The organism is Sphingomonas oleivorans, assembly GCF_003050615.1.
In the GTDB taxonomy this organism is placed as follows: Bacteria; Pseudomonadota; Alphaproteobacteria; order Sphingomonadales; family Sphingomonadaceae; genus Sphingomonas_H; species Sphingomonas_H oleivorans.
The window spans coordinates 49,870-71,965 of sequence record NZ_NWBU01000005.1 but is presented as its reverse complement, the minus strand read 5'-3'; the positions used below and the strand labels follow the sequence as shown (position 1 = coordinate 71,965).

The 22,096-nt window shown below is 64.6% G+C and carries 26 protein-coding genes and 3 pseudogenes; 14 read left to right on the top strand and 15 right to left on the bottom strand.

What is annotated here, in order from left to right; genetic code table 11:
• Positions 1-60 precede the first annotated feature (60 nt).
• From CLG96_RS05750 to CLG96_RS05740, 4 genes are all read right to left on the bottom strand, one after another.
• Entirely contained in the window at positions 61-828 is a 768-nt protein-coding gene (locus CLG96_RS05750; protein ID WP_165799542.1) for an SUMF1/EgtB/PvdO family nonheme iron enzyme, read from the bottom strand.
• 152 nt (positions 829-980) lie between these two features.
• On the bottom strand, positions 981-1,844 hold the full coding sequence (locus tag CLG96_RS05745) for a PhzF family phenazine biosynthesis protein (protein WP_107966933.1): 864 nt from the start codon (positions 1,842-1,844) through the stop codon (positions 981-983).
• Between the two features lie 64 nt (positions 1,845-1,908).
• Entirely contained in the window at positions 1,909-2,052 is a 144-nt protein-coding gene (locus CLG96_RS18640) for a hypothetical protein (RefSeq protein WP_165799541.1), read from the bottom strand.
• Positions 2,053-2,171: 119 nt separating this feature from the next.
• A complete protein-coding gene (locus CLG96_RS05740) occupies positions 2,172-2,654 on the bottom strand; it encodes a zinc-binding dehydrogenase (RefSeq protein WP_207796595.1) in 483 nt (160 codons plus the stop codon).
• On the opposite strand from CLG96_RS05740, the pseudogene CLG96_RS19440 reads away from it, so the two are divergent.
• Positions 2,633-3,148: pseudogene (locus tag CLG96_RS19440) on the top strand (TetR/AcrR family transcriptional regulator); the annotation flags it as partial. The gene CLG96_RS05740 and the pseudogene CLG96_RS19440 sit on opposite strands and share 22 nt — an antisense overlap.
• Before the next feature lie 188 nt (positions 3,149-3,336).
• On the opposite strand, the gene CLG96_RS05730 reads toward CLG96_RS19440, so the two are convergent.
• Positions 3,337-4,524 (bottom strand): MFS transporter, encoded by a 1,188-nt coding sequence (locus CLG96_RS05730; protein WP_107966931.1) that lies wholly within the window; start codon positions 4,522-4,524, stop codon positions 3,337-3,339.
• Positions 4,521-4,868, bottom strand: a complete 348-nt coding sequence (locus CLG96_RS05725; protein ID WP_107966930.1) for an antibiotic biosynthesis monooxygenase — start codon at positions 4,866-4,868, stop codon at positions 4,521-4,523. The genes CLG96_RS05730 and CLG96_RS05725 overlap by 4 nt, the downstream gene beginning before the upstream one ends.
• A 132-nt stretch (positions 4,869-5,000) precedes the next feature.
• Here CLG96_RS05725 and CLG96_RS05720 point away from each other — a divergent pair, with 132 nt between their 5' ends.
• Positions 5,001-5,870 carry a LysR family transcriptional regulator gene (locus CLG96_RS05720; RefSeq protein ID WP_207796594.1) on the top strand — a complete coding sequence of 290 codons (870 nt, stop codon included), beginning with the start codon at positions 5,001-5,003 and terminating at the stop codon, positions 5,868-5,870.
• Between the two features lie 622 nt (positions 5,871-6,492).
• The gene (locus CLG96_RS19435; protein WP_107966928.1) at positions 6,493-6,765 is read left to right on the top strand and encodes a helix-turn-helix transcriptional regulator; all 273 of its coding nucleotides are present in this window, start codon (positions 6,493-6,495) and stop codon (positions 6,763-6,765) included.
• Between the two features lie 403 nt (positions 6,766-7,168).
• On the opposite strand, the gene CLG96_RS05710 is transcribed toward CLG96_RS19435, so the two are convergent.
• The 4 genes from CLG96_RS05710 to CLG96_RS05695 form a co-directional block, all read right to left on the bottom strand.
• Positions 7,169-7,537 carry a 5-carboxymethyl-2-hydroxymuconate Delta-isomerase gene (locus CLG96_RS05710; protein WP_207796593.1) on the bottom strand — a complete coding sequence of 123 codons (369 nt, stop codon included), beginning with the start codon at positions 7,535-7,537 and terminating at the stop codon, positions 7,169-7,171.
• Between the two features lie 16 nt (positions 7,538-7,553).
• Positions 7,554-7,844 carry a hypothetical protein gene (locus CLG96_RS05705; RefSeq protein ID WP_107966926.1) on the bottom strand — a complete coding sequence of 97 codons (291 nt, stop codon included), beginning with the start codon at positions 7,842-7,844 and terminating at the stop codon, positions 7,554-7,556.
• A 91-nt stretch (positions 7,845-7,935) separates the two neighbouring features.
• Positions 7,936-8,406: a lipocalin-like domain-containing protein gene (locus tag CLG96_RS05700; RefSeq protein WP_207796592.1), complete on the bottom strand. Its 471-nt coding sequence runs from the start codon at positions 8,404-8,406 to the stop codon at positions 7,936-7,938.
• A 56-nt stretch (positions 8,407-8,462) separates the two neighbouring features.
• Positions 8,463-9,161 carry an SDR family oxidoreductase gene (locus CLG96_RS05695; RefSeq protein WP_207796591.1) on the bottom strand — a complete coding sequence of 233 codons (699 nt, stop codon included), beginning with the start codon at positions 9,159-9,161 and terminating at the stop codon, positions 8,463-8,465.
• A gap of 154 nt (positions 9,162-9,315) precedes the next feature.
• Between CLG96_RS05695 and CLG96_RS05690 the strand changes: the two genes are divergently transcribed.
• Positions 9,316-9,897, top strand: a complete 582-nt coding sequence (locus CLG96_RS05690) for a CGNR zinc finger domain-containing protein (RefSeq protein WP_207796590.1) — start codon at positions 9,316-9,318, stop codon at positions 9,895-9,897.
• Positions 9,898-9,936: 39 nt separating this feature from the next.
• Here CLG96_RS05690 and CLG96_RS19120 read toward each other — a convergent pair whose 3' ends face one another.
• The 4 genes from CLG96_RS19120 to CLG96_RS05670 all read right to left on the bottom strand — a co-directional run bounded on the left by CLG96_RS19120 (position 9,937) and on the right by CLG96_RS05670 (position 14,670).
• Positions 9,937-10,473, bottom strand: a complete 537-nt coding sequence (locus tag CLG96_RS19120; RefSeq protein WP_279330576.1) for a TetR/AcrR family transcriptional regulator — start codon at positions 10,471-10,473, stop codon at positions 9,937-9,939.
• A 397-nt stretch (positions 10,474-10,870) separates the two neighbouring features.
• On the bottom strand, positions 10,871-13,264 hold the full coding sequence (locus CLG96_RS05680) for a TonB-dependent receptor (protein ID WP_107966921.1): 2,394 nt from the start codon (positions 13,262-13,264) through the stop codon (positions 10,871-10,873).
• Between the two features lie 260 nt (positions 13,265-13,524).
• Positions 13,525-14,184: a phytanoyl-CoA dioxygenase family protein gene (locus CLG96_RS05675; protein ID WP_243395641.1), complete on the bottom strand. Its 660-nt coding sequence runs from the start codon at positions 14,182-14,184 to the stop codon at positions 13,525-13,527.
• 96 nt (positions 14,185-14,280) lie between these two features.
• On the bottom strand, positions 14,281-14,670 hold the full coding sequence (locus CLG96_RS05670; protein WP_107967253.1) for a ribonuclease HI family protein: 390 nt from the start codon (positions 14,668-14,670) through the stop codon (positions 14,281-14,283).
• 223 nt (positions 14,671-14,893) lie between these two features.
• On the opposite strand from CLG96_RS05670, the gene CLG96_RS05665 reads away from it, so the two are divergent.
• The 3 genes from CLG96_RS05665 to CLG96_RS05655 all read left to right on the top strand — a co-directional run bounded on the left by CLG96_RS05665 (position 14,894) and on the right by CLG96_RS05655 (position 16,795).
• Complete coding sequence (locus CLG96_RS05665) at positions 14,894-15,283, top strand: DUF305 domain-containing protein (protein ID WP_107967252.1); 390 nt, start codon at positions 14,894-14,896, stop codon at positions 15,281-15,283.
• Between the two features lie 64 nt (positions 15,284-15,347).
• Complete coding sequence (locus tag CLG96_RS05660; RefSeq protein ID WP_107966919.1) at positions 15,348-15,794, top strand: DUF411 domain-containing protein; 447 nt, start codon at positions 15,348-15,350, stop codon at positions 15,792-15,794.
• 116 nt (positions 15,795-15,910) lie between these two features.
• Positions 15,911-16,795 carry an AraC family transcriptional regulator gene (locus CLG96_RS05655; protein WP_107967251.1) on the top strand — a complete coding sequence of 295 codons (885 nt, stop codon included), beginning with the start codon at positions 15,911-15,913 and terminating at the stop codon, positions 16,793-16,795.
• 281 nt (positions 16,796-17,076) lie between these two features.
• Here the strand turns inward: CLG96_RS05655 and CLG96_RS05650 are convergent, their stop codons facing one another.
• On the bottom strand, positions 17,077-17,523 hold the full coding sequence (locus CLG96_RS05650) for a VOC family protein (RefSeq protein ID WP_107966918.1): 447 nt from the start codon (positions 17,521-17,523) through the stop codon (positions 17,077-17,079).
• Between the two features lie 181 nt (positions 17,524-17,704).
• On the opposite strand from CLG96_RS05650, the gene CLG96_RS05645 reads away from it, so the two are divergent.
• The 7 genes and pseudogenes from CLG96_RS05645 to CLG96_RS05615 form a co-directional block, all read left to right on the top strand.
• Positions 17,705-18,037: an ArsR/SmtB family transcription factor gene (locus CLG96_RS05645; RefSeq protein WP_107966917.1), complete on the top strand. Its 333-nt coding sequence runs from the start codon at positions 17,705-17,707 to the stop codon at positions 18,035-18,037.
• A gap of 12 nt (positions 18,038-18,049) precedes the next feature.
• Positions 18,050-18,193, top strand: a pseudogene (locus CLG96_RS05640) (arsenate reductase/protein-tyrosine-phosphatase family protein); the annotation flags it as partial.
• Positions 18,194-18,201: 8 nt separating this feature from the next.
• Complete coding sequence (arsC, locus tag CLG96_RS05635) at positions 18,202-18,642, top strand: arsenate reductase (glutaredoxin) (protein WP_207796589.1); 441 nt, start codon at positions 18,202-18,204, stop codon at positions 18,640-18,642.
• A 16-nt stretch (positions 18,643-18,658) separates the two neighbouring features.
• On the top strand, positions 18,659-19,735 hold the full coding sequence (gene arsB / locus CLG96_RS05630; protein WP_107966915.1) for an ACR3 family arsenite efflux transporter: 1,077 nt from the start codon (positions 18,659-18,661) through the stop codon (positions 19,733-19,735).
• Complete coding sequence (gene arsN2, locus CLG96_RS05625) at positions 19,732-20,178, top strand: arsenic resistance N-acetyltransferase ArsN2 (protein WP_207796588.1); 447 nt, start codon at positions 19,732-19,734, stop codon at positions 20,176-20,178. Before arsB ends, arsN2 begins: the two co-directional genes overlap by 4 nt.
• Positions 20,178-20,924: an arsenical resistance protein ArsH gene (gene arsH / locus CLG96_RS05620; RefSeq protein WP_107966914.1), complete on the top strand. Its 747-nt coding sequence runs from the start codon at positions 20,178-20,180 to the stop codon at positions 20,922-20,924. The genes arsN2 and arsH overlap by 1 nt, the downstream gene beginning before the upstream one ends.
• Before the next feature lie 111 nt (positions 20,925-21,035).
• Positions 21,036-21,680: pseudogene (locus CLG96_RS05615) on the top strand (dienelactone hydrolase family protein); the annotation flags it as partial.
• Positions 21,681-22,096: the final 416 nt, after the last annotated feature.

Below are 22,096 nucleotides of genomic sequence, written 5' to 3'. Positions count from 1 at the left end.
GTCGGGAGGCGGTACACTCGTTCATCACTGCGGCTTGCTTCTGAAGAGGGTAGAAAGTTGTCATCGGTTTTTTGCAAGCACAACAAGGCGTATGCCGGCGTCAATTGAAGGCGAGCCTTCGATTATGAGCGCGTATCGTATTCCTTCGTTGGCAGCGGAATCCCCACCAGAACGGGTTATGCAACGCGTCAGATTAAGCTCACCGAGCCGACCTTTTTCGTCACAAGTGCTTGTGAGCTCCCGAAAGCTTCCGTGAAGATCGAAAATTCCCATCCTGTTCGGCGCAGAACTGCCAATGTGCTTGTCCCGAATGTTGTCGAAAACAATAGTGTAGATTGGGAGCTTCCAATCAGGCGATGAACGTGTTTCGAGGGCGCTGCTAGGAGACGTATCAACCGACGAGGCGGAAGGCTGATCAATGGCGCTCCACTCGTCCGACGTTGGAAGGGCAAGTTCGACCCCAAGCCGTTTTCCCAGCCATTTAGAATAGCAATCAATTTGCTCCAACGTAAGAACGCCGATCGGCCAGTCTAGCGCGAGCGATTGGATTTCTGCTTCTGACGGCTGGCCAAAGTCCTTGCGAACGCTCAGCTTAGGAAGAGAACACGCCCTGGCAAAATAGGATTGCAGGTAGTTCTTCCATGTCAATTCATATCGCGAGACGTGACTGATATTTCTTCCCGAAATGGAAAATGTAGGAAGCGAGACAAACTCAGGACAGTCGATGCACGTTCTGATTTTTGTGTTGGTTCCAACTCGATCTGTTGCATTTCCGCCGGACGCCAAGATCCAGGCCGAAATAAGCAGGAATCCTTTTAGTAAACCCAACCGCACGAGCCCTCGCTACTCAATTGCCCTATTAGCTGACTGTTGTGCATTCATTGCCGAGCGCCTGCAATGATCAGATTCAGCCGGCTACCATCATGGCCGTCGAATGCAGGCCGTCTGCTTCCGGTCGATGCCGCTGGGAAAGCTCGACTTTATGTTTCTTTCGGCATGACCCGTGCGCTGCCGGATACGCGGACACTCGCGCCCGGTTCATCCGAAAATTCTACGCGCAAGCGAGAGGGGACGCCCATATCCTCGCCCTGCATGATCTCGATGGATCCGCCGTGCGGCCAGCCAATATCCCTCAGATAGCCGGCCAATGCCGCCGCGGCGGCGCCCGTCGCCGGATCCTCATATACGCCACCCGCGGCGAAAGGGTTGCGGGAGCGAAAATGCTGGGGCCCCTCGGCATGAATGAGGCTGATCGTGGCGAAGCCGTTCGCCAGCATCAGCTGCCGGCCAGCCGGAAGCTCATAGCGCATCGCCGCGAGCCTGGCGCGATCGGCGAGGGCCAGGATGAGATGGCGCGCGCCGGCTTCGGCTATTGCCGGCGGCAGGCGTGGATCGAGATCCTTCTTTCGATAGTCGAAGAGCCGGAGCGCCTCCTCGACCAGTTGCGGCTCGGCGGGTGCGCTGCGTGTCGGCGGCGACTGGAGCGCGGCGGCAAGGCCGCGATCCGTCCGGCGTCCCTCGACCGTGATGCGGGCGTCGTTGAGGTGCAGGCGGAACAGGCCGTCGCCATGCCGCATGGCCAAGGCCGCCCCGAGGGCGATCGTGGCATGTCCGCAGAAGGGCACCTCGATCTCGGGCGCGAAGTAGCGAACACGCCAATCCTGGCCGATCGGCGCGGCGAAGGCGGTTTCGGAATAGCCGACCTCCTTCGCGATCGCCTGCATCTCGGCCGGATCGGGCAATGTCTGGCGGATCACGACGCCCGCAGGGTTGCCACCCATATCGCCTTCCGAGAAGGCGGCCAGCCGCTCCACGATGATCGCATTTGCCGATGAAGTCGTCATGCCGGGGCTTTCTCCGCAGCGTCCATGATAAATCTCGAAGCGCGCTTCCGAACGCGACCATAGTTCATGGCGCAGAGCCGGAGAAGCGCAGCGACGCCGATCTGCGAACGGAGACGCCGCCCAGCCGCTCCAGCTCGCGCTCCACGCGATCGAGCGCGGCATCCGCTGCCCCGGCCACCAGGCTGATCCTGCCGTCGATCTGCCACATCGGCGCTTGATCCCATGCGCGACCTGCTTGGGAACCCTGTGCTGAAGGTGGTCGTCCGGATGCGCCGGGTACGTCCGGACGACCGGTCCTTCATCCGACAACCCGGTTCGCCCGGTCCATTATGCGTCGAGCTTGAAATCGATCGCGACGATGCCCGTCATGTCATAGCGTCCCATATCTTCGAGCACGCCGGTCACGCCGTCGAGACCGACCGTGCGGCTGACGAGCGCGCCGGGATCGAGCGTGCCGGCTTCGCACATCGCAAGCATCGTTCCATATCGCTGGCCCTGAATGCCGAAAGCGCCATAGAGCTCGAGCTCGTTGAGCAGAATTTCGTCGATCGGCAGCGGCACATAGCCCGCTTCGGCGCGCGTCGTGTGGCCGATCTGCACATGGCGTCCACGCTTGCGCAGCGAGCGCACCGAATTGACGCAGGTTTCCGCAATGCCGAGCGCGTCGATCGATACCGGCGCGCCGCCCTTCGTCAGTTCCCGGATCGCCTCGACCGGATCCTGCGCCCGCGCGTCGATGATATGTTCGGCGCCGGCCTTGCGCGCCGCCTCGAGCGCATGATCAAGGAATGGGCATGGCAGGCAGACCAAGGGAGTTTGATCGGGACGAGGCGTTGCTGCGCGCACGCGACCTGTTCTGGCGGCGCGGCTATCAAGGCGTGTCGATCGCGGATCTTGTCGCAGCACTTGGCCTGGCGTCCGCGCGCATCTATGCGGCGTTCGGGTCCAAGGCGGCGCTGTTTCGCGAAGCTGTCGAGCTTTACGAACGCAATGAGGGCGGGTTTGCCGACCGTGCCCTGGCCGAGGAATCCACCGCGCTCGGCGCGATCGAACGGACGTTCCGGGACGCGATCGATCTCTATACGCGGCCCGGATATCCCGCGGGATGCATGGTGGTGGCGGCCGCCACCAATTGCGCGCAGGAGAATATGGCGATTGCCGAATGGCTGATGGAGCATCGCCGCCGCCGCGCGGACGCGTTCCGGATCCGGATCGAAAAGGGCATGGCCGATGGCGACGTGCCGCCGGACGTCGATGCGGAGCTGGTGGGCGATTATCTTGCCGCCTTGCTGCACGGCGTCTCCGTCCAGGCGCGCGACGGGGTTTCACGGATCCGGCTGCAACGCCTTGTCGCCCTGGCCTTAAGAATGTTGCGGGATGGCTGCAGCCTTGAATGGGCTTCGGGCAGGCAAGGGCGGATTTGGGCGAAATGTTGGGCGAAGGGTGGGGAACCGATTGAGGGGCGGCGGGGCCGTTCAACGGCCGGTTTCCTTTACGCTTTCAGCCCGCGTGCCGTTCCGAAATGCCTATCCTTGAGCAATAGGCAGAATGTCGGGAAGAGTAGAAGCAGCAATGCCCATGGCAGGGCCCCGGCACCGAGGCTGTCGAGAATGACGCCCCCTATCAGCGCGCCGCCGGCGATCGCCAGATTCCAGACCGTGACGATCATGGCCTGCGCCACGTCGGCGGCGGGGCCGGCCGCCCTGGCGGACGCGGTCTGGAAGAGCGTGGCTGCGCCCCCGAAGCCCAGCCCCCAGGCCAGCATCGCTCCATGGATCGTTGCGCCCGACCCGGACAGGATCGTCAGCGCGGCGACGATGAACAGCCCCACACTCGCCAGCGTCAATGGCCGCAACCAACGGTCGATCAGCATTCCGACGATCCAGATGCTGGCCAATGCCGCACAACCAAAGAGCAGCAGCATGCGGTCCGTCCGTCCGATCAGGCCCAGCATCGTCAGGAGCGGCGCGACATAGGTGTAGAGCATATTGTGGGCGAGCACGAAGGCGAGCGTCACGAACAGCGTAGGCCGCACGCCCGGCAGCGTGAAGACGTGGCGGAGCGGGAGCTGCTTTCCGCTTTCCTCGCCGGCAAAATCGGGCAGCTTCCAGAGAATCCAGCCGACCAGCGTCATAGCGATCATGCTCATCAGGCCGAAGCTTGTCCGCCAGTCGGCGATTCCGCCGAGGAAGGTGCCGGCAGGAATGCCGATCGAGAGCGCGAGCGGCGTGCCCGCCATCGCCAGCGCCATCGCGCGGCCGCCGAGATGTGCCGGTGCCATACGGACCGCATAGCCCGCGAGCAGCGCCCAAAGCAGGCCTGCCGACACACCCGCGACGAAACGCGCCGCAAGGATCAGGGCGAAGCTGCCGGACAGTGCGGTCACCATGTTCGCGAGGGCGAAGCCCATGATCGCCGACAGCAGCAACGGCCGTCGGCGCCAGCCCCGCGTCGCCGCGGTCAGCGGGATGGCCGCGGCGAACGAGCCGATGGCGTAGAGCGTGACAAGCTGACCTGCCATCGCCTCGCTGACGGCGAGATCGGCGCCGATCTGCGGCAGCAGGCCTGCCGGCAGCGCTTCCGTAAGGATGGTGACGAAGCCCGCGGTCGCCAGCGCGAGCAGCCCGGCGATCGGAAGTCCCTCCTTGCGGGCGGGCGCGGCAAGCTGCGCCGTGATCATGAGCGTGCCGGCAGCACCAGATCGCCCGTCCGGTAGATATGGAACTCGCTCGTCGATACCTCATCGAGTTGCCGGAACTTTTCCACGAAGACCGGATCGGAAAAGAACAGCTCGACGTCGCCGGCGTCCGATATCGCCTCGATGTTGACGACGGTCAGCCCGTCCGTGCTCTTGGCCAGGTTGCTCCACAGGAAGCCGGGCTTCCGTTCCGCGACATAATGGACGACATGCTGAATGATGCGGAACGCTTCCTCCTGCTTGCCGGGATGGGCATGGATGACGTTGACGATGAAGGTGGTGGGCTCCGGCGCCGCGGTGAAGGCGATTTGGGGCTGGTCGGTCATGCTGCTTCTCCGAAGACAGGTTCCAATTGCCTCGCCAGGTAAATTCCGCCTGCTTCAAGAAAAACAGGCTCATGTTCCGCTGACTACGGAATAATATTCCGCTATCCCATGCGCATGGACCATCTCGGAACGTTGAGCGCCTTCGTCCAATCGGCCGAAACCGGCAGCTTTGTCGCGGCGGGGCGCCAGCTCGGCCTGTCCGCCTCGGCGATCGGCAAGGCGGTCGCGCGGCTCGAACAACGGCTGGCCGTGCGGCTGTTCCATCGCAACACGCGCAATATGACGCTGACCGAGGAGGGCAGGCTGTTCCTCGATCGCTGCCGCCGCATCTTCGAGGAGGTCGACGCGGCCGAAGCGGAGCTGGCCCAGGCAAGCCAGGTCCCGAAAGGGCGACTGCGGATCAGCCTGCCGCTGGTCGGCATGCTGCTGATGCCGGTCCTCGCAGACTTCATGCGCGCCTATCCGGACATCCGCCTGGACCTCGACTTCACCGACAGGCTGGTGGACGTGATCGAGGAAGGGTTCGACGCCGTTGTCCGCACCGGCATGCCTGCCGATAGCCGGCTGATGAGCCGCACGCTCGGTCGCTTTCGGCTGCGCATCGTCGCGTCACCCGATTATCTTGGCCGACATGGCACGCCCACAGTGCCGCAGGACCTCTCCGCGCATGCCTGCCTTCACCAGAGCTCGCCCGCGAGCGGCAAGCTGCGGCCATGGCCGTTGCTCGACAATGGCACGGCCCTGAAGCTCGACCTGCCGGAAACGATGAGCGCGAACACGATCGAGCCGCTCGTTCATCTGGCCGAGCAAGGTTTCGGCATCGCCTGCCTGCCGCCCTTTGCCGTCGCCCGTCAGATCGGGGAGGGACGCCTCGTGCCGCTTCTTGAGCCCCATGTCGCGGAAACGGGCATGTTCAGCGTGCTATGGCCGGCCAATCGCCAGCTTTCACCCAAGATCCGCGCCTTTGTCGCGTTCATGGGCGATCATCTGGTCCTTGGTTGAAGCCCCGTTGGCAAGATCTGCTTCAGGGGTTCATCTCTCGCGAGCGGACTGGCCGAAATCGGCCGATGCCGTTGAGCAGTTCGGCCTTGGGCAGGTTGGGGCGGACTTGGGCGCAATGTCGGACGAAGGGCAGGGGAGCGCCCGACGAAGATGAGCACTACGAATACGTCATAACCATCTAATCCGAAACGGCATTTCACAGCCATTGCGGCAATCGGCGGTTTTCGGCGGCAATGGAGGGAAATCGGCGGCAATGGCGGGCATGTGGGTGGCGATATGCTGGATAGCTTGCTCGCGTCGTCGCGATTGGCGGCACCGCCCTATGCGGTCACGCCTTGTTGTGAATGTTGTTCAACAGACCGGATAGCGCGGTCAGAGCGTCCGTCAGTTCGTCGAAGGATGGGCCACCCAGGCAAAGGCGAATGCCCGTGGTCCGATCCTCGCGCTCCACCATCACGGATTCGGGGAGCGTGACCTTGATGCCAATCCCGGCCGCAGTGGAGACGAGGCGATCAGCGACATCGCGCGGTGCCGGCAGCCACGCGTGACAGGCAGCGGGATCGGTGACGAGTCCGGCTGTGCCGAGAAGCGAGGCGGCCAGACGCGACCTCCGCCGCGCTTCATGGCCGAGATCCTGTTGAACCGACGCGATGACGCCGCTCGCGCCGGGATGTCGAGAGCGGCGTTTGCGCGTCGCTTCTCCCTTCTGGTCGGCCAGACGCCGCTCGGCTATCTTGCGCAATGGCGCATGAATGTTGCGGCGAAGCTGCTGCGATCGACCGGGCTTTCGGTGGAAAACGTCGCGCTCAGTGTCGGCTACGATTCGGCCACGGCTTTCGGCAACGCCTTCCGACGGCAATTTTCGATCTCGCCCGGCCGCTACCGGACGCGGTAGAGCTTGGCGATGGCCGTGACATGTTCGCCGCCGAAGCCTGCGGCGATTGCGTTGTGAAACACAGCGCGCGTTGTGTCAGTGAAGCGGGCCGCCCGATGCAATCGCGCATGTGGTCTGTCTCGTTAGGCGACCGCTGCTCTGATGGCTGCTACCGTGCGATGCACATCCTCTTCCGTCGTGATCCAGGAAGACACGCTAAGCCGTATCGCATCCACCCGGCGCCACCTGGTCGGCCCGAACCATGCTTCGCCGCCGGCGCGGACCCTGGCCGCATGCAATGGAGCTTGGTCAAGGGAGCCACTTTCTCACCGCATCTTCGCTCTCCACTTTCTTTTCGTTCAGACCGGAGGCCAGGTTTCGACCGCTGACAGCGTCACCTGATAGACGGCGCCCCCCCGCTTCATCAGATGCGGGCTGGAGCGGCCTGCCCGGCAAGACGGTCCAGTGAGGCCCGATTGCTGTAGGTTTCCAAGCAAAAGTCCCTTACATCCACGGAAATAAAGTGGACATTCGGGAGCAACTCGCAGACCGCGCGCGCCACGGCGCTGGAAAGCGCCTTTTTCTGATCATCCGTACGTCCGCTCAGAAGGCCGATCGTCACATGGACATAGTCGTCCTTCCGGCCACCAACCATGTCATGCTGGTAAACCTTCAACCTCGACTTCACATCTCCAGGAGTGAAGATCCCGGTCGAATCCGCCGCGTCGTGAACAGTTTTGACCAGGATATCCAAATCCACTGCCGCCTCGATGGAAGCCGGGCACTCGATCACGCAATGTGGCATCCTGTCATTTCCGATCTTTGAATTTGTGTGCGAGACGTGCGGTCCTGATGGCCGCGACCGTGCGGTACACGTCCTCTTCCGTCGTGACCCAGGAAGACACGCTGAGCCGGATTGCATCCGTCCCGCGCCATCGGGTGGGTCCGAACCATGCCTCGCCGCTGGCCCGGACCCTGGCCGCGATCTCCGGCATCTGCGCTTCCCGTCCAGGCAGGGTCGCTACGACCTGATTGAGCACCACGTCGTTGAGAATCTCGAAGCCCGCCGCGCCCAACTGGTCCGCGAACAGGCGCGCCAAACGACAGCACCTGTCGACCAGATCGGCAACGCCTTCGCGTCCGAGACTGCGCAGCGCCGCCCAGACCCAGCGCTGATCCTTGCACAGGCGCTCATGGCGTCGGACTCGATACGCGGCGCCAGACGGAGATCGGCACGGCGCCGTCCGGCCGCGGCGGAACCTCCCAGCTCAGCACATCCTCGCGCAGGGTAAAGGAACGTCTCTGCACCTGCCCGCGCCAGTTCGGAAACGACGAGTCCTCGATTGTGAAACGCAGCGACTTCGCTGCCCAATCGACGGTAAGCGAACCGAAGTGCGTGCTTGAGCCCATGACGGCGGCGCGCATTTCGGCGTCGGTGCCGCCAGCCTTGTCCGCGGCCGCGAAATTCGGCCGCTCGGCGCGGAATATCTGCACCGCATATCGCCCCGCGTCATCGATCATCAGCCGGCCTTGCGGCGCGGCGCCATAGTCGCGCGTCACCGAGCCGTCCGGCAATCGGCGGTCGGCGGCGACGAGCGTCCAAGTGCCGGCAAGCGACGGCGCGGCCGGCTGCGAAGCTGCCTTGCCAGCGGCAGCCGCCACGGGAACGGCCGCGGCTAGCGCAAGCAGCGTGCGGCGGCCAAGCAGAGCGCGCGAATTCATAACAATCCTCCTCCATCGACATCGACGACGGCGCCCGTCACAAACGGGTTGGTCATCACGAACAGATAGGCGGAGGCCAGCTCCTTCGGCGTGGCGACCCGCTTGACGGGCAGAGCGGCGGAAACGCGCTCCAGCGCCTCCTGCCGTCTGGCCGAGCCCGCTTCGCCCCATTGCGCCGTATCGGTCACGCCGGGGCTGATTACGTTGACGCGGCGCGGCGCCAGTTCCTTGGCGAGATGCTTGCCGGCCGAGTCCAGGGCCGCGTTGACCGAGCCCTTGAGGACGCTCCCGACGCCATATTTGCGCGACACCTGGCCCGAGGTGAGGGTGATCGACGCCAACGGATCGAGATGGGGCAGAGCCAGGCGGACCGTGTGCAGAGCGCCGAACAATTTGGCGGCGAAGGTCTGTTGCAGATGGTCGCTCGTCAGCGTTCCGAGCGGCGGCGCTCCCTGGCGAGACCATGCAGTATAAGCCAGGTGATGGATTTGGCCGATACGGCCGAAAGCAGCTTCCATCGATGCCGCATCCGTCACGTCGGCGATCATCCCTTCCGCCCCCTCGGGCGCATTTGCCGAACGGCTGAGCGCGAAGGTCCGCGCGCCAGCCTTCGCGGCGAGTTCCGCAATCGCCCAGCCTATCCCGGTGCTGCCGCCGACGACAACCACGCTCTGCCCTTCCAGCAATAGGCTCACCCAGAACCTCCGTCCGGTCCGCAAAAGAATGCGGTTGATCATGCGTTCGCAATGGTAACCTGTTTGTTCGGTTACGTTGCCCCATGTCATGTAACCTGTCAATCTGGTTTCATATCAATGCGCATCGCAACCAGATGAAAGGCCCATGCTTCCAGTGAAAGGTTCGGTCTCACATGAGGAAACCCGAGACGGTTTCCGCTTTCGCGGCGGCCTCGCGGCGCTCGACCTCACGGCCACGCTGACGGGCCGCCTCAAGGAAACGCAGCGCGACCTCCTCGCGCGGCCGGAGGATGTCGTGCGCTGGCTCCGGGCCGCCGAGTTCGAATGCGGGACGATCGCGCCGGACGACCACCTGTTGGATTCTGCACGGCGGTTGCGGGAGGCGATCTACACCCTGACGATGGGACGCATCACAGGACAGGCGCTGCCCGCAAGGGCACGCACGGTTCTCAACAGCATAGCACGACTGCCTGCAGCAGCGCCCGAGATCGACTCCGACGGTCGGGCGCGATTGCGCAGCGACGCCGGCGCATTGCTGGCATTTGTCGCGCGCGAAGCCGTCCTGCTGCTGGGTGGCGAGATGGCCGATCGGGTTCGCCAATGCGAGGGGGACGGATGTGCGATCCTCTTTCTCGACACGTCGCGCTCCGGCGATCGCCGTTGGTGCTCGATGGCGGCGTGCGGCAACAAGCGCAAGGTCGCCGAGTTTCGGCGGCGGAAACGAGAGGGGCGTTGAGAGCGCCCAGGGTTGGGCCAATCTCATCGCACCTCGATATCACCCAGCTCCGCTCGTCGTGAACTGCCTGGCGACGGCGTCGAAAGGCGCGGCCGAGCGCAGCGTTCGGGCGAGCGTCCTGGCGCCTTCTAGGGCGGCGACGAGCGCCAGCGCCCGCGCCTGTGCGGATCGGCGATCCGCCGAGGGACCAATGGCCGCCGCGGCGATCCCAACCCACTCGTCGAACAGAGATGCGAGCGCATCGGACATCTCGGCATCGTCGGGCGCAAGTTCTTGCGCAAGCACCTGCGCCGCACAGCCCGCCGCCCAATCGGACGCCCGCATTTCCTCCCCCACCGCTTTGACAAGCGCGCGAACGAACCGGTCGGGGTCTCCCGCCGCCTTTTGTGCCAGCACCCGAAATCCCGCCGATGTCTTCGTGCGATACGCCGCGAGCACCTCGGCTGCCAACTCGCGCTTGCCGCCTGGAAAGTGGAAGTAGAACGAACCCTTGGGCGCGCCGCTTTCCTCAATGATCTGGTTGAGGCCGGTGGCGGCGTAGCCATGGAGGCGGAACAGCCGCTCCGCCGTCTCAATGGCCTTCTCGCGCGGATAGGCGAGAGGAGGCGCGCGACCGCGCGACGATGCATCCGCATGCGACGGCGCTTTTCTGATCGCTGCGACCTGCCGCAGCCTTCATGTCAGCGCGTGGCGGCGCAGTCGATCCTCGACTTTTCAGGCCAGCTGAATCCTTGAGCCGAAAAGGGGGCCCTCGGCCTGTCGCAACGCTTTCATTGGAGGGGCCGATGCCTGTCGCCGGAGCCATCATGGCCTATGGGGCCCCAGGCCGCGCGATTTGCGCGAGACGTTCGTCCGTATCGAAAAGGGGTCGGCACCATTTTCGGCCAAGGGGGGTAGGGGCGGGATATTCCCGCCCCATGCCGTTCGCTTCGCCCCGACCGGGCCGTGGGCCGGGCCCGCCCCCGGCCTCGCCTTAGAAGGTGGCGCGCAAGGTCGCCCCATAAGTGCGCGGGTCGCCCGGCTGGCCGACGATCAGGCCGGTATTGCCCGACTGCGTCGCAAGCAGCTCATAATAATTTCTGTCGAACGCGTTGCGGACCCAGCCGAACAGGTCCCAGCCGCCCTCCGTCCGGAAACCGATCCGGAAATTGGCGAGCGCATAGCCCCCGACATTGGTATAGGCTGACCGCGAGGGATTGGACGAGAAGCGGGAACGATAGCTGCCATCCACACCCGCATAGGCCTTGCCGTCGACCCCCAGCAGCTTGGCCGGCAGCGCATATTCCCCGCCATAGGAAAAGGCCCAGCGCGATATGCCGGGCAGCCACTGGCCCGAAATGTCGCAATTGGCCGGGCTGGCGCTGCCGCCCGCCAATTCCGGCGGGCATGGCGCGTCGGTGAACTTCACATATTCATGATCGGTGAACGCGCCGTTGAAATAGACATTGATGCGATCGGTCGGCCGGGCCGCGAAATCGGCCTCGATCCCGCGCACGCGCACCTTGTCGGCATTGGCGAGATAACCGCGCAGCACGCCGAGCTGGCCGTTCGTCACGGTCGCCTGATAATCGTTAATCTCGGTCCAGAAGCCGGACAGGTTCAATGTCGCCCGCCGGTCGAAGAACTGCGTTTTCAGGCCGATCTCATAATGATTGACCTTTTCCGGCTTGACGCTGCCGGCGCTCAGGATCGGATTGCTGCCGGCATCGAGCGGGAGGCCCGAAAGATTGATGCCGCCCGATTTGAAGCTGCGCGCATAGGTCGCATAAGCCAGGACATCATCCGACACATCATAGGACAGCGTCAGATCGCCCGACAGATTCCAGTCGCTGAACCGGGAGCGGTAGCTTTGCGGCGCGAGCACGCCGCGCTGATCATTGTTCAGCGTCGTGCTGCCGCTGCCCGTCGTCACCGTCGCGACATAGGAACCCGTCTTCCTGTCATAATTGACGCGGAACCCCGGCTGCACGCGCAGCCGATCGGTTACGTGCCAGATAAGCTGCCCGAAGGCGGCGAGGCTGGTATTCTTGAAATCAATGTCGTTTTCCGAGCGCAGCCCGTTCAGCACCGCGGGATTATGGGCGTTGGCGCTGGTCGGATTGAGCAGCCAGCGGCTTGCCGCCACGCCCTGTTCCTGCGCGCCGGACGTGTGCAGCGTCTGGTGGAAGGCGAACAGGCCCGCGACATAATCGATATGCTCGCCGGTGGCGGCATAGCGGAATTCCTGCGTCCATTGCCGCTGGCTTGACGGGTTGGCCGAAACGGTGGTGATCGGCAGCCCCGTAAAGTCGCGATCGTTGGAAGGATCCCAGTCCCAGAAGCGCCAGGCCGAAACCGACGTCAGCGTGCCGGGGCCCAAATCCCATTCGGCGCGCAGCGAAACGCCGCCAATCTCCTGCTTCGCGCGCAGATCGACATCGAGATCGGTCAGACGATCGAAGGCATTGGTGCTCGGCGGCGCATAGCCGAATGCGGCCGCGAGCGCCGCGAACTGCCGGCTGAGCGGCCGCTGCGTAGCGCCGGTGTGCACATAGATCTGCGCGCAGCATTCGGGATTCTGGCGGTTGAAGTCGCCGGCCAGGGTCAGGTCGAGACTATCGGTCGCGCGGAACAGGAGCTGGCCGCGCAGCCCGAGATTATCCTGTTCGTTGACATGATTGCCGGTGGCCACGTTGAAGATCGTGCCGCGCCGGCGCGTCGCCGATCCCGCCAGGCGCAGCGCCAGCCTGTCTTCGACCAACGGGCCGGACAGCGACGCCTTGGCCTGCACGAAGCCGAGATTGCCGATCGAGATTTCCGCGCGTCCCTCCGGCGAGAAGCTGGGCGCGCGCGTCGTGATGTTGATCGCGCCGGCGGTCGTGTTCTTGCCGTACAGCGTGCCCTGCGGCCCGCGCAGCACCTCGATGCGATCGACATCGATGAAATCGAACGTCGCCGATGCGATGCGGCTGTAATAGACCTGATCGACATAGATGCCGACGCCCTGTTCGATGCCGTCGTTGGTGAGGCCGAAGGGCGCGCCGAGCCCGCGAATATTCGCGGCGGAGTTGCGGGGATTGGTCGAATAAAATTGCAGGCTCGGCTGAATCTGCGTCAGCTTCGCGACATTGAATGTGCCGGTTGCCTCGATGGCGCGGGAATCCAGGACGGAAATCGCCAGCGGCACATCCTGCACCGCCTCCTCGCGCCGCCGCGCCGTGACCAGAATATCGCCGTTGCCTGCTTCGGCTTCCGTGGCCTCCGCCTCCACCGCTGCATGGGCCGGCGCGGCTGCGAAGGTTGTGCCCGCCATGCAGGCCAGCACCGTCAGCAGCACGGACCTGCCCGATATCGCGCCATTCGTCCCCGCATTCCCCCTGTCGAACATGATTCCCCCAAGATTGACTATTAAATAGGTAGAAAAATAGCGCGCGATGGGGACGCGACAGGGGAAATAGCCCCTGCCGCCGAACGCATCGAGACATTCTCTTTCGGTTTAATAGAGATATCCGGAGCAGGCGGGGATGGAACAAGGAAATTTTTGAGCCCCGGCTAGCTTGGCTTGGCCGGCAGGCGGACGATATTCCCGTTTCGCGGCAACGGCGGCCTATTGCGACGGCGGCTATCGGCCACCGACCGGGCAGGCCATCAGACCCCCAGCCATTGCAGCCCGCCCGGAAGATCGCCCGCGGCGAAATCCGCCTGCAGCACGCGGCGATGGCGGGGCTCGGCGGCCGCTTCGGAGGCGTGGAGTATCGGCGTTGCGTAAAGCCAGACATCGCCGGCATCGGCGGTGCAGGCGAAGGCCCCGCATTGTCGCAACACGCCGGGAATATCGCCTTCCGCTATCCGTCCGAAGCGATGCGAGCCCGGCGCGACGAGAAGTGGGGCGTTGGTGGCCGGGACGGGATCGAGATGGACCCTGAGCGTCACCATGCCCGCCAGCAGCTCGAAGGGTGGGGCGACGTGCAGCAATCCGCGCTTCACCGTCCAGGGCCCATATCCGGGCATGTCGATGCGCTGCGCGACGGCGATGGTTCGATCCTGATGCCAGGACAGGGACCAGTTCGTCGCCGGCGTCTTGTCGAAGAGGATCGCGCGCACCGCCCGACACTGCGCGCCCAGGATCGAAGCGGCGATGCTGCCGATCGGGCCGGACGGAGCGAGAAGCGGGCGCAAGGCCCCGATCCCATGAAGGCGGATGCCCGCCTGATCGGCAGGCAATTGCGCTATCGCCTCTTCGATGTCGGAAAGGACCGCGCGAACCGCCGCGCCGAACCGCTGCGCGCCATCGCGCTCGAACGTCAATGCATCCGCATCCCTTGGTCCGCTGCCCATTGGAGGTCCGCTAGACCGTGTCTCCGATCGAGGCAATTCCGTTCGGAGGGTGGCTCTTGCTCCCCGTCACCATCGGCCATGCTGCTTTTCGAGCGCAATGCCGGCGAGATTCTGGGATCGGCCGATATGCCTGACCCTGACCCGGGCAAATTGCGCGGCGAGCGCCTTGAACGCGCCGAGATGGCGCTGGAGCGCGGCGCCCCTGCATTTCCAGGCGCCGTTCGCCTGATTGACGACCAGGGCGGAGTCCCCGACCAGCAGGATATCGCGCGCGCCGAGCGACCGGGCGACTTGGAGGGCATGGATCAGGGCGAGCCATTCGGCATCATTGTTGGTCCCATGGCCGAGATCGGGCTTATGGTAAGTGATGCCGCGCGCCACCACGGCGACCTCCATCGCGCCGGGATTGGGCCGGCACCCGCCGTCGAAGAAGAGCTTCAGGCTGCGTTCCGGCATGGTCCCCCTGATGCGATCGGCTGGCGCGCGCTCCCACGCGGTGGCGCCCCTCATCTGTACAAAATGATATGAGCCAGGACAGCGAGAGATTCCGTGGCTGCCGAGGTCGGGTGACGGCCGGCATTGCAGCGGGCTGCGGCCTGCGAACCGGATGGGACGAATTGGGGCGATAATGGCCACTCAAGCATTTTCACGACCAGGGGTGGGCGCCACGGAGGATGCCATGTCGACCAAGCCAATGATCGCCTTGCTCGCCGCCCTGGCCGCAGCCAGCCCGGCTTTCGCGAAAAGTGGAGGAGCGCAGGAGATGCCGCATCGCTCCATGGCCGGAATGGACAGGATGATGCAGCCGACCGAAGCCGATCCCTATCCGCCCGCCGAGATGAGGATGCATGAGCGGGTGATGATGGCGACGGGCGCCGACGCCACGGAGACGTGGGTCCGGAAAATGATCGAGCATCATCGCGGCGGCATCGAAATCTCCGACCTTGTGCTCGCGCGCACGACAGACGCAAAGGTCCGGAAAATAGCGACAAGGACCATCGCCGCGCAGAGGAAAGCGATTGACGCGCTGCAGAAATGGCTGAAGCAGAATGACAAGACGCCCCAGTGACGGGCAGGCCAATGGCGCGCAGGCCGGCGCTCCGGTGGCGCCGGCCGCCAGCAGGAGTGAAGAGATGAAATCCCCCTCCGTCCTCGCAGCCTTGCTCGCGCTCGGCCTGCCGTCCATGGCCGTGGCGGCCGCGGACATCGTCGTTCATCGCGATCCGGGCTGTGGCTGCTGTGAGCAGTGGGCCGCGCAGGTCCGCCGGCAATTCGGACGGCGCGTGACGATCATCGACGATCATCGGCGAGACGCCTTTCAGCGGGCCCAGGGGGTGCCGGCCCGGCTGGCATCCTGCCATACGGCGATTATCGACGGCATGCTCTTCGAGGGCCATGTCCCGATCGCGGACATGAAGCGCCTGCTCGCGCAGCGGCCGCGCGGCGTGAAAGGCCTTGCCGTGGCCGGAATGCCGATCGGCTCGCCCGGTATGGAGGTGCCGGGACAGCCGGCGCAGCCATTTGACGTCATCGCCTTCGGTCCGGCCGGCGAGAAGCTATTCGCACGCCATGGCCGCTGAGGGATGACGGTCCTACGTCCGCTTGCTGGCGGGGAGCGGATCATGGCAAGTCGGCAAGATCGGTCGAGCGTTGCGCCGTGTCAGCCGTCTAGTTGATCGGCGCCACGGAGGATGCGATGACGAAGACGGCGCTTGAACGTTACCATGCCCGAATGCAGCGGGTGCTGGACTATATCGACCAGCATCTGGACAGCGAACTCGGGTTGACGACGCTCAGTGGCGTGGCGGCTTTCTCGAAGCACCATTTCCATCGGCAGTTCACGGCGACCTTCGGGCTTTCCGTGCATCGCTACGTCCAGCTCGCCCGCATGAAGCGGGCATCGTACCGGCTGGCGTTCAGGAGCAGCACCAGTATCATCGAGGTCGCGATGGATGCCGGCTACGAGGCGCCCGAGGCGTTCGCCCGTGCCTTCCGGCAGCGGTTCGGACAGCTGCCCTCGGCCTTCCGGAAATCTCCTGATTGGGAGCCGTGGCTTGCGGCCTTCGGGCCACTCACCAACGCAAGGACCATGCTCATGACGACTTCCTATTGCGCCGATGACGTGACGATATTGGACATGCCGGCAACGCCGGTCGCCGTGATGGAACATCGCGGCGACCCGACCAGGATCGGCGAGACGATCCGGCGTTTCATCGCCTGGCGAAAGGCCGTGGGGCTAAGTCCCAAATTGAGCGCTACCTACAACGTCTTCCATTCCGATCCGCGCACTACGCCGCCGGCGGACTTCCATCTCGACCTGTGCGCGGCGACCGATCGCGCCATCGCGCCAAATGAACAGGGCGTGGAAGCTGGCCTGATCCCGGCGGGTCGCTGTGCGGTGCTGCGCGTCATCGGGTCGAGCGACGATCTCGAACCGGCCGCCTTATACCTCTACCGGGATTGGCTGCCTGCGAGCGGCGAGGAAGCACGGGACTTCCCGCTTTACTGTCAACGCGTCAGCTTCTTCCCCGACGTGCCGGAACACGAAGTCGTCACCGACCTGTTCCTGCCGCTACGCTGATACAGAGGTGCCCCTTTCCGGGGGCACCTGACGGAAACGTTCCCTTTTCGGTGGCGGACGCCATTGCCGTAACAAACATAATGGGATCCAGCTCGGCTCCCAGCGGCATCCTGTCCTCGCCAAATGGCAGGCGCTATCTTGTGATCACCAGCCGAGGAGATGTTGCCGAAAACACGAATATCGGGATCGCTCTTCCGGTCCGGCGTCTCCATGCGGGAAGAGCCGCCAACGTCTCGGCAGGATGGATCGCTGCCCTGCCGCTCACCTGGTTTGCGACCGCTTCATGCCTCGAAGCGGACGTTCTTCTGAATGGCTATTTTTTTGGACGGGATCAGGCCGGCCGCGCTTTCGATCAGGTCCCAACGGTTGCCATAAAGGTCCTCGAAAACGGCGACGGTGCCATAGGATTCGGTTCGCGGTTGCTCGACGAAGCGCACCCCGCGCTCGGTATAAGCGGCATAATCACGCTCGAAATCGTCCGTTTGCAGGAACAGGAACACACGCCCGCCGCTCTGATCCCCGACCGCCCGGGCCTGCCGCGCGTTCGCAGCCTTCGCCAGGAGGATGGCGCTGCCATCGCTCCCGGGCGGCGCTACGACGACCCATCTTTTTTCCGCCGAAAGGCGCGTATCTTCCCGCAGCTCGAAGCCGAGCATGTTGGTGTAGAAGGCGATCGCATCGTCATAGTCGATGACGAGGACGGCCGTGAGACTCAGGGACTGGCGCATGGGATCGATCTAGGCCGAAGAGGCCGATGCGCGGAAGCCCGCCCAAGCGGCCCGGCGAAGGGCTGTTTTCCGTTCGGAAGCCGCCATTCGACCAACGCCGCACGACCGACGTCGCACAAGGATCGATACTGCTAGTCGGCCGGCACTAGCGCCATCATCTAATATCCGATATTCTGGATATATGGAAAACGAGTCGGCCATTGCCGCATTGGGTGCGCTTGCTCAGAATACGCGCCTCGATAGCTTCCGCCTGCTGCTGCGCCACGAACCGGACGGCCTTGCCGCGGGTGAGATCGCGCGTCGGCTCGACGTGCCGCAAAACACCATGTCGGCGCATCTCGCCATCCTCGCGCGGGCCGGCCTCGTGCGGTCGGAACGGCACAGCCGCTCGATCGTCTATCGCGCCGATCTCGATGGGCTGCGCGGCCTCATGCTGTTCCTGATCAAGGATTGCTGCGCCGGCAATGCGGAGCTGTGCGCGCCGCTCCTCGCCGAACTCGCCCCCTGCTGCTGAACGGAGCCCTTGATGTCCACCGCCACGCCCGATCGGGTCTATAACGTCCTGTTCCTCTGCACCGGCAATTCGGCCCGCTCGATCCTGGCCGAAAGCATCCTCAACCGGGAAGGGGGAGGGCGCTTCCGCGCCTTTTCGGCGGGAAGCCATCCCAAGGAGGCCGCATGATGGCCGATATCATTATCTATCATAATCCGGAGTGCGGCACGTCGCGCAACGTGCTGGGCCTCATCCGCAATGCCGGCATCGAGCCGCACATCATCGAATATCTGAAGACGCCGCCCTCCCGCGCGCTGCTCGTCCAGCTCATCGCGCGCGCCGGGATCACGCCGCGCGCGCTGCTGCGCGAGAAGGGGACGCCTTATGCGGAGCTGGGGCTAAGCGACATGGCGCTGTCCGACGATGCGTTGCTGGACGCGATGATGGCGCATCCCATTCTCATCAACCGGCCGCTGGTCGTCTCGCCGCTCGGCGTGAGGCTCTGCCGTCCTTCCGAGGCGGTGCTCGATCTGCTTCCGACGCCGCAGACGGGGGCGTTCGCCAAGGAGGATGGCGAGCCTGTGATCGACGCGCAGGGCCGGCGCATCGCCTGTTCCGGGGCCTGATCCGGGGAGAGAGACCATGTCCACCGCACCCCTGGCCGGTGCCGCGCCGGCCCGTCCCGGCATGTCCACCTTCGAACGCTATCTGACGCTGTGGGTAGCGCTCTGCATCCTCGCCGGCATCGGCCTCGGATCCTGGCTGCCGGGGCTGTTCGCCGCGATCGCCTCGGCCGAGGTCGCGCGGGTCAATCTCGTCGTGGCGGTGCTGATCTGGCTGATGATCGTGCCGATGCTGCTCAAGATCGACTTCGGCGCGCTCGGCTCCGTCCGCCAGCATTGGAAGGGCGTCGGCGTCACGCTGTTCATCAACTGGGCGGTCAAGCCCTTCTCGATGGCGGCGCTCGCCACTTTGTTCCTCGGCTGGCTGTTCGCGCCGCTGCTGCCGGCCGGAGAGGGGCCGTCCTATATTGCCGGGCTGATCCTGCTCGCGGCGGCGCCCTGCACGGCGATGGTGTTCGTCTGGTCCAATCTCTGCGAGGGCGAGCCGGGCTATACGCTGAGCCAGGTCGCGCTCAACGACATGATCATGGTCTTCGCCTTCGCGCCGCTCGTGGGCTTGCTGCTGGGCGTCGCCTCGATCACGGTTCCTTGGGACACGCTGCTGATCTCGGTGCTGCTCTATATCGTCGTGCCGGTGATCATTGCGCAGGTGATCCGCCGCGCGGCGCTTGGGCGGGGCGGCCAGCCAGCCCTCGATCGGCTGCTCAAGGCGCTCGGTCCGGTATCACTCGTCGCGCTGCTCACCACGCTGATCCTGCTGTTCGGCTTCCAGGGCGAGGCGATCGTAGCGCGCCCGCTGGTGATCGCGCTCATCGCCGTGCCGATCCTCATCCAGGTCTATTTCAACGCGGGCCTGGCCTATTGGCTGAGCCGCCGCTTCGGGGTCGCCTGGTGCGTGGCCGCGCCCGCCGCGCTCATCGGCGCATCCAACTTCTTCGAACTGGCGGTGGCGGCCGCAATCTCGCTGTTCGGCCTCAATTCGGGCGCGGCGCTCGCCACCGTGGTCGGCGTGCTGGTCGAGGTGCCGGTCATGCTCTCGGTCGTCTCGATCGTGAAGAGGACGCGGGGCTGGTACGAACGGGGCGCGCAGGCATGACGGGGCTGACCCTCACCCTCCTTGGCCCGGCCGCACTCGCCTCGCTGGCGGAGACGCTCGCGACGGCGAACCTGCCGACTGCGGATCTGGCCGGACCGGACCAAGTCTTCTTCCGTTTCGAGGATGAGGCGCTTGTCGGATATGGCGGTCTCGAAGGTGACGGGCCCGACCGCTTGCTGCGGTCGTTCGTGATTGCCGCCGGCCGGCGCGGCACCGGCCTCGGCCGCGCGATGCTCGCGGCGCTCGAACGGCGCGCCCGCGAGCTGGGCGTCGTCCGTCTCCACCTGCTGACCGACAGCGCCGCGCCCTTCTTCCTCGCCAACGGCTATGCCGCCGCCGATCGCAGCGCCGCACCGGCATCGATCGCGGGCTCGGCCGAGTTCCGCACGCTTTGCCCCGCAAGCGCGGCCTATCTCGTCAAGTCTCTGGAGCGCCTGTCCTGATGCCTCTGCGCACCCTCACCGATCCCGATCATCTGCCCGCGCTCGATCGCCGCTATGTCCACGCGCGGCCTGCGCTCGGCCTGGGCGCGGGGGATCCGCCGCCGCGCATCCTGCTGCTCTACGGCTCGCTGCGCGCGCGATCCTATTCGCGCCTGGCCGTCGAGGAAGCGGCGCGGCTGCTGCGTCTCTTCGGCGCGGAGACGCGCATCTTCGATCCTTCGGGCCTGCCCTTGCCCGATCAGGTCAAGGGGGACGATCATCCCGCCGTCCATGAGCTGCGCGCGCTGTCCCTATGGTCCGAGGGGCAGGTCTGGTGCAGCCCGGAACGCCATGGCCAGATCAGCGGGATCATGAAGGCGCAGATCGATCATCTGCCGCTGGAGATGGGCGGGATGCGGCCGACGCAGGGCCGCACGCTTGCCGTCATGCAGGTATCCGGCGGCTCGCAATCCTTCAACGCGGTCAACACGCTGCGCCTGCTCGGCCGCTGGATGCGGATGTTCACCATCCCCAACCAATCCTCGGTCGCGATGGCCTATAAGGAATTCGACGAGGACGGCCGCATGAAGCCGTCCGGCTATTATGACCGGATCGTCGATGTGATGGAGGAGCTGGTGCGGATCACGATACTGATGCGTCCGCATGCCGCGCAGCTCGTCGATCGCTATTCGGAACGCAAGCAGGCTGGCGTCGCGATCGATCCTGCCCATGATCCGTCCGCCATCGCGATCGCAAGGCAGGCTTAGCCGGCGCGTCCGAAAGGGATCGAGGCGTTCCAAATCGCGCTTTGCGGCGGGGGGAATGTCATGGGGCGATAGGATGAGGTCGGCACGGCGGATGGGGCCTTCCGTGCCTATGTCGTCCGGCCGGAGCAGGAGGCGGCACCCGTCATCATCATCCTCCAGGAGATTTTCGGCATCAACGCCGACATGAAGGAGACGTGCGAGGAGCTTGCCGGCAGGGGCTTCATCGCAATCTGTCCCGACCTGTTCTGGCGGCAGGAGCCGGGGCTGGAGCTTTCGAGCTGGTCCGAAGCCGAATGGGAAAAGGGCCTGGCGCTCTATGCCGCCTATGATTTCGATGCGGGCGTATCGGATATCGCCGCGGTCATAGCTTATGCGCGTGTTTTGGCAGGGGCGTCGGGGAAGGTGGGCGTCATGGGCTTCTGCCTGGGCGGCCTCATGACCTTTCTCACCGCCGCGCGGGCGCAGGTCGATTGCGCGGTCGCTTATTATGGCGGCGGGACCGAGAAATATCTGTCCGAAGGCGATGGCGTCGCGGCGCCCTTGCTGATGCATCTCGCCGAGGAGGATGAGTTTATTTCCAAGGAGGCGCAGGCCCGGATCGAGGCCGCGCTCGCCGACAAGCCCAATGTGGAAATCCACAGCTATGCCGGCTGCAACCATGCCTTTGCCCGTCATAGCGGCACGCATTTCGACGCGCAGGCCGCCGACCTCGCCAACAACAGGACATGGGCATTTTTCGACCGGCATCTGCGCTGACCGACGCGCTGGGGCTCCCCCAGCAGCGCGCGGGTTCGCTCTGGCCGTGCAATTCGAGGTTCACAAAGGGTGTAGATATTTAAGCCCCTAGCGGAACGAGTTCCGCTTTTGCCGCTACGATGCTCGTAAACAGCCTGTCCGCCTCAGCTCAGCTTCCACCGTCACGCAATGTCATCACGCTCCATAAAGAGCGCCACCAAGGGCTGGTTGATATAATAGTTGTTCCGCCCGGTCCGGTGCTTCAGCAGCAGGCCTCTTTCCGCCAGCACATCGACCGAGTGATTGAGGGCGAGGCATAGGGTCTCATGAAAGTGAAAATCAAAGATGCCAGGCTGAAGCTGGTCCTATCGGCGGCATGTCTGGCCGAAAGCCGACCGGCGGCTTAGAGAATTCAAAGCAAGAAAGCGGACTCACAC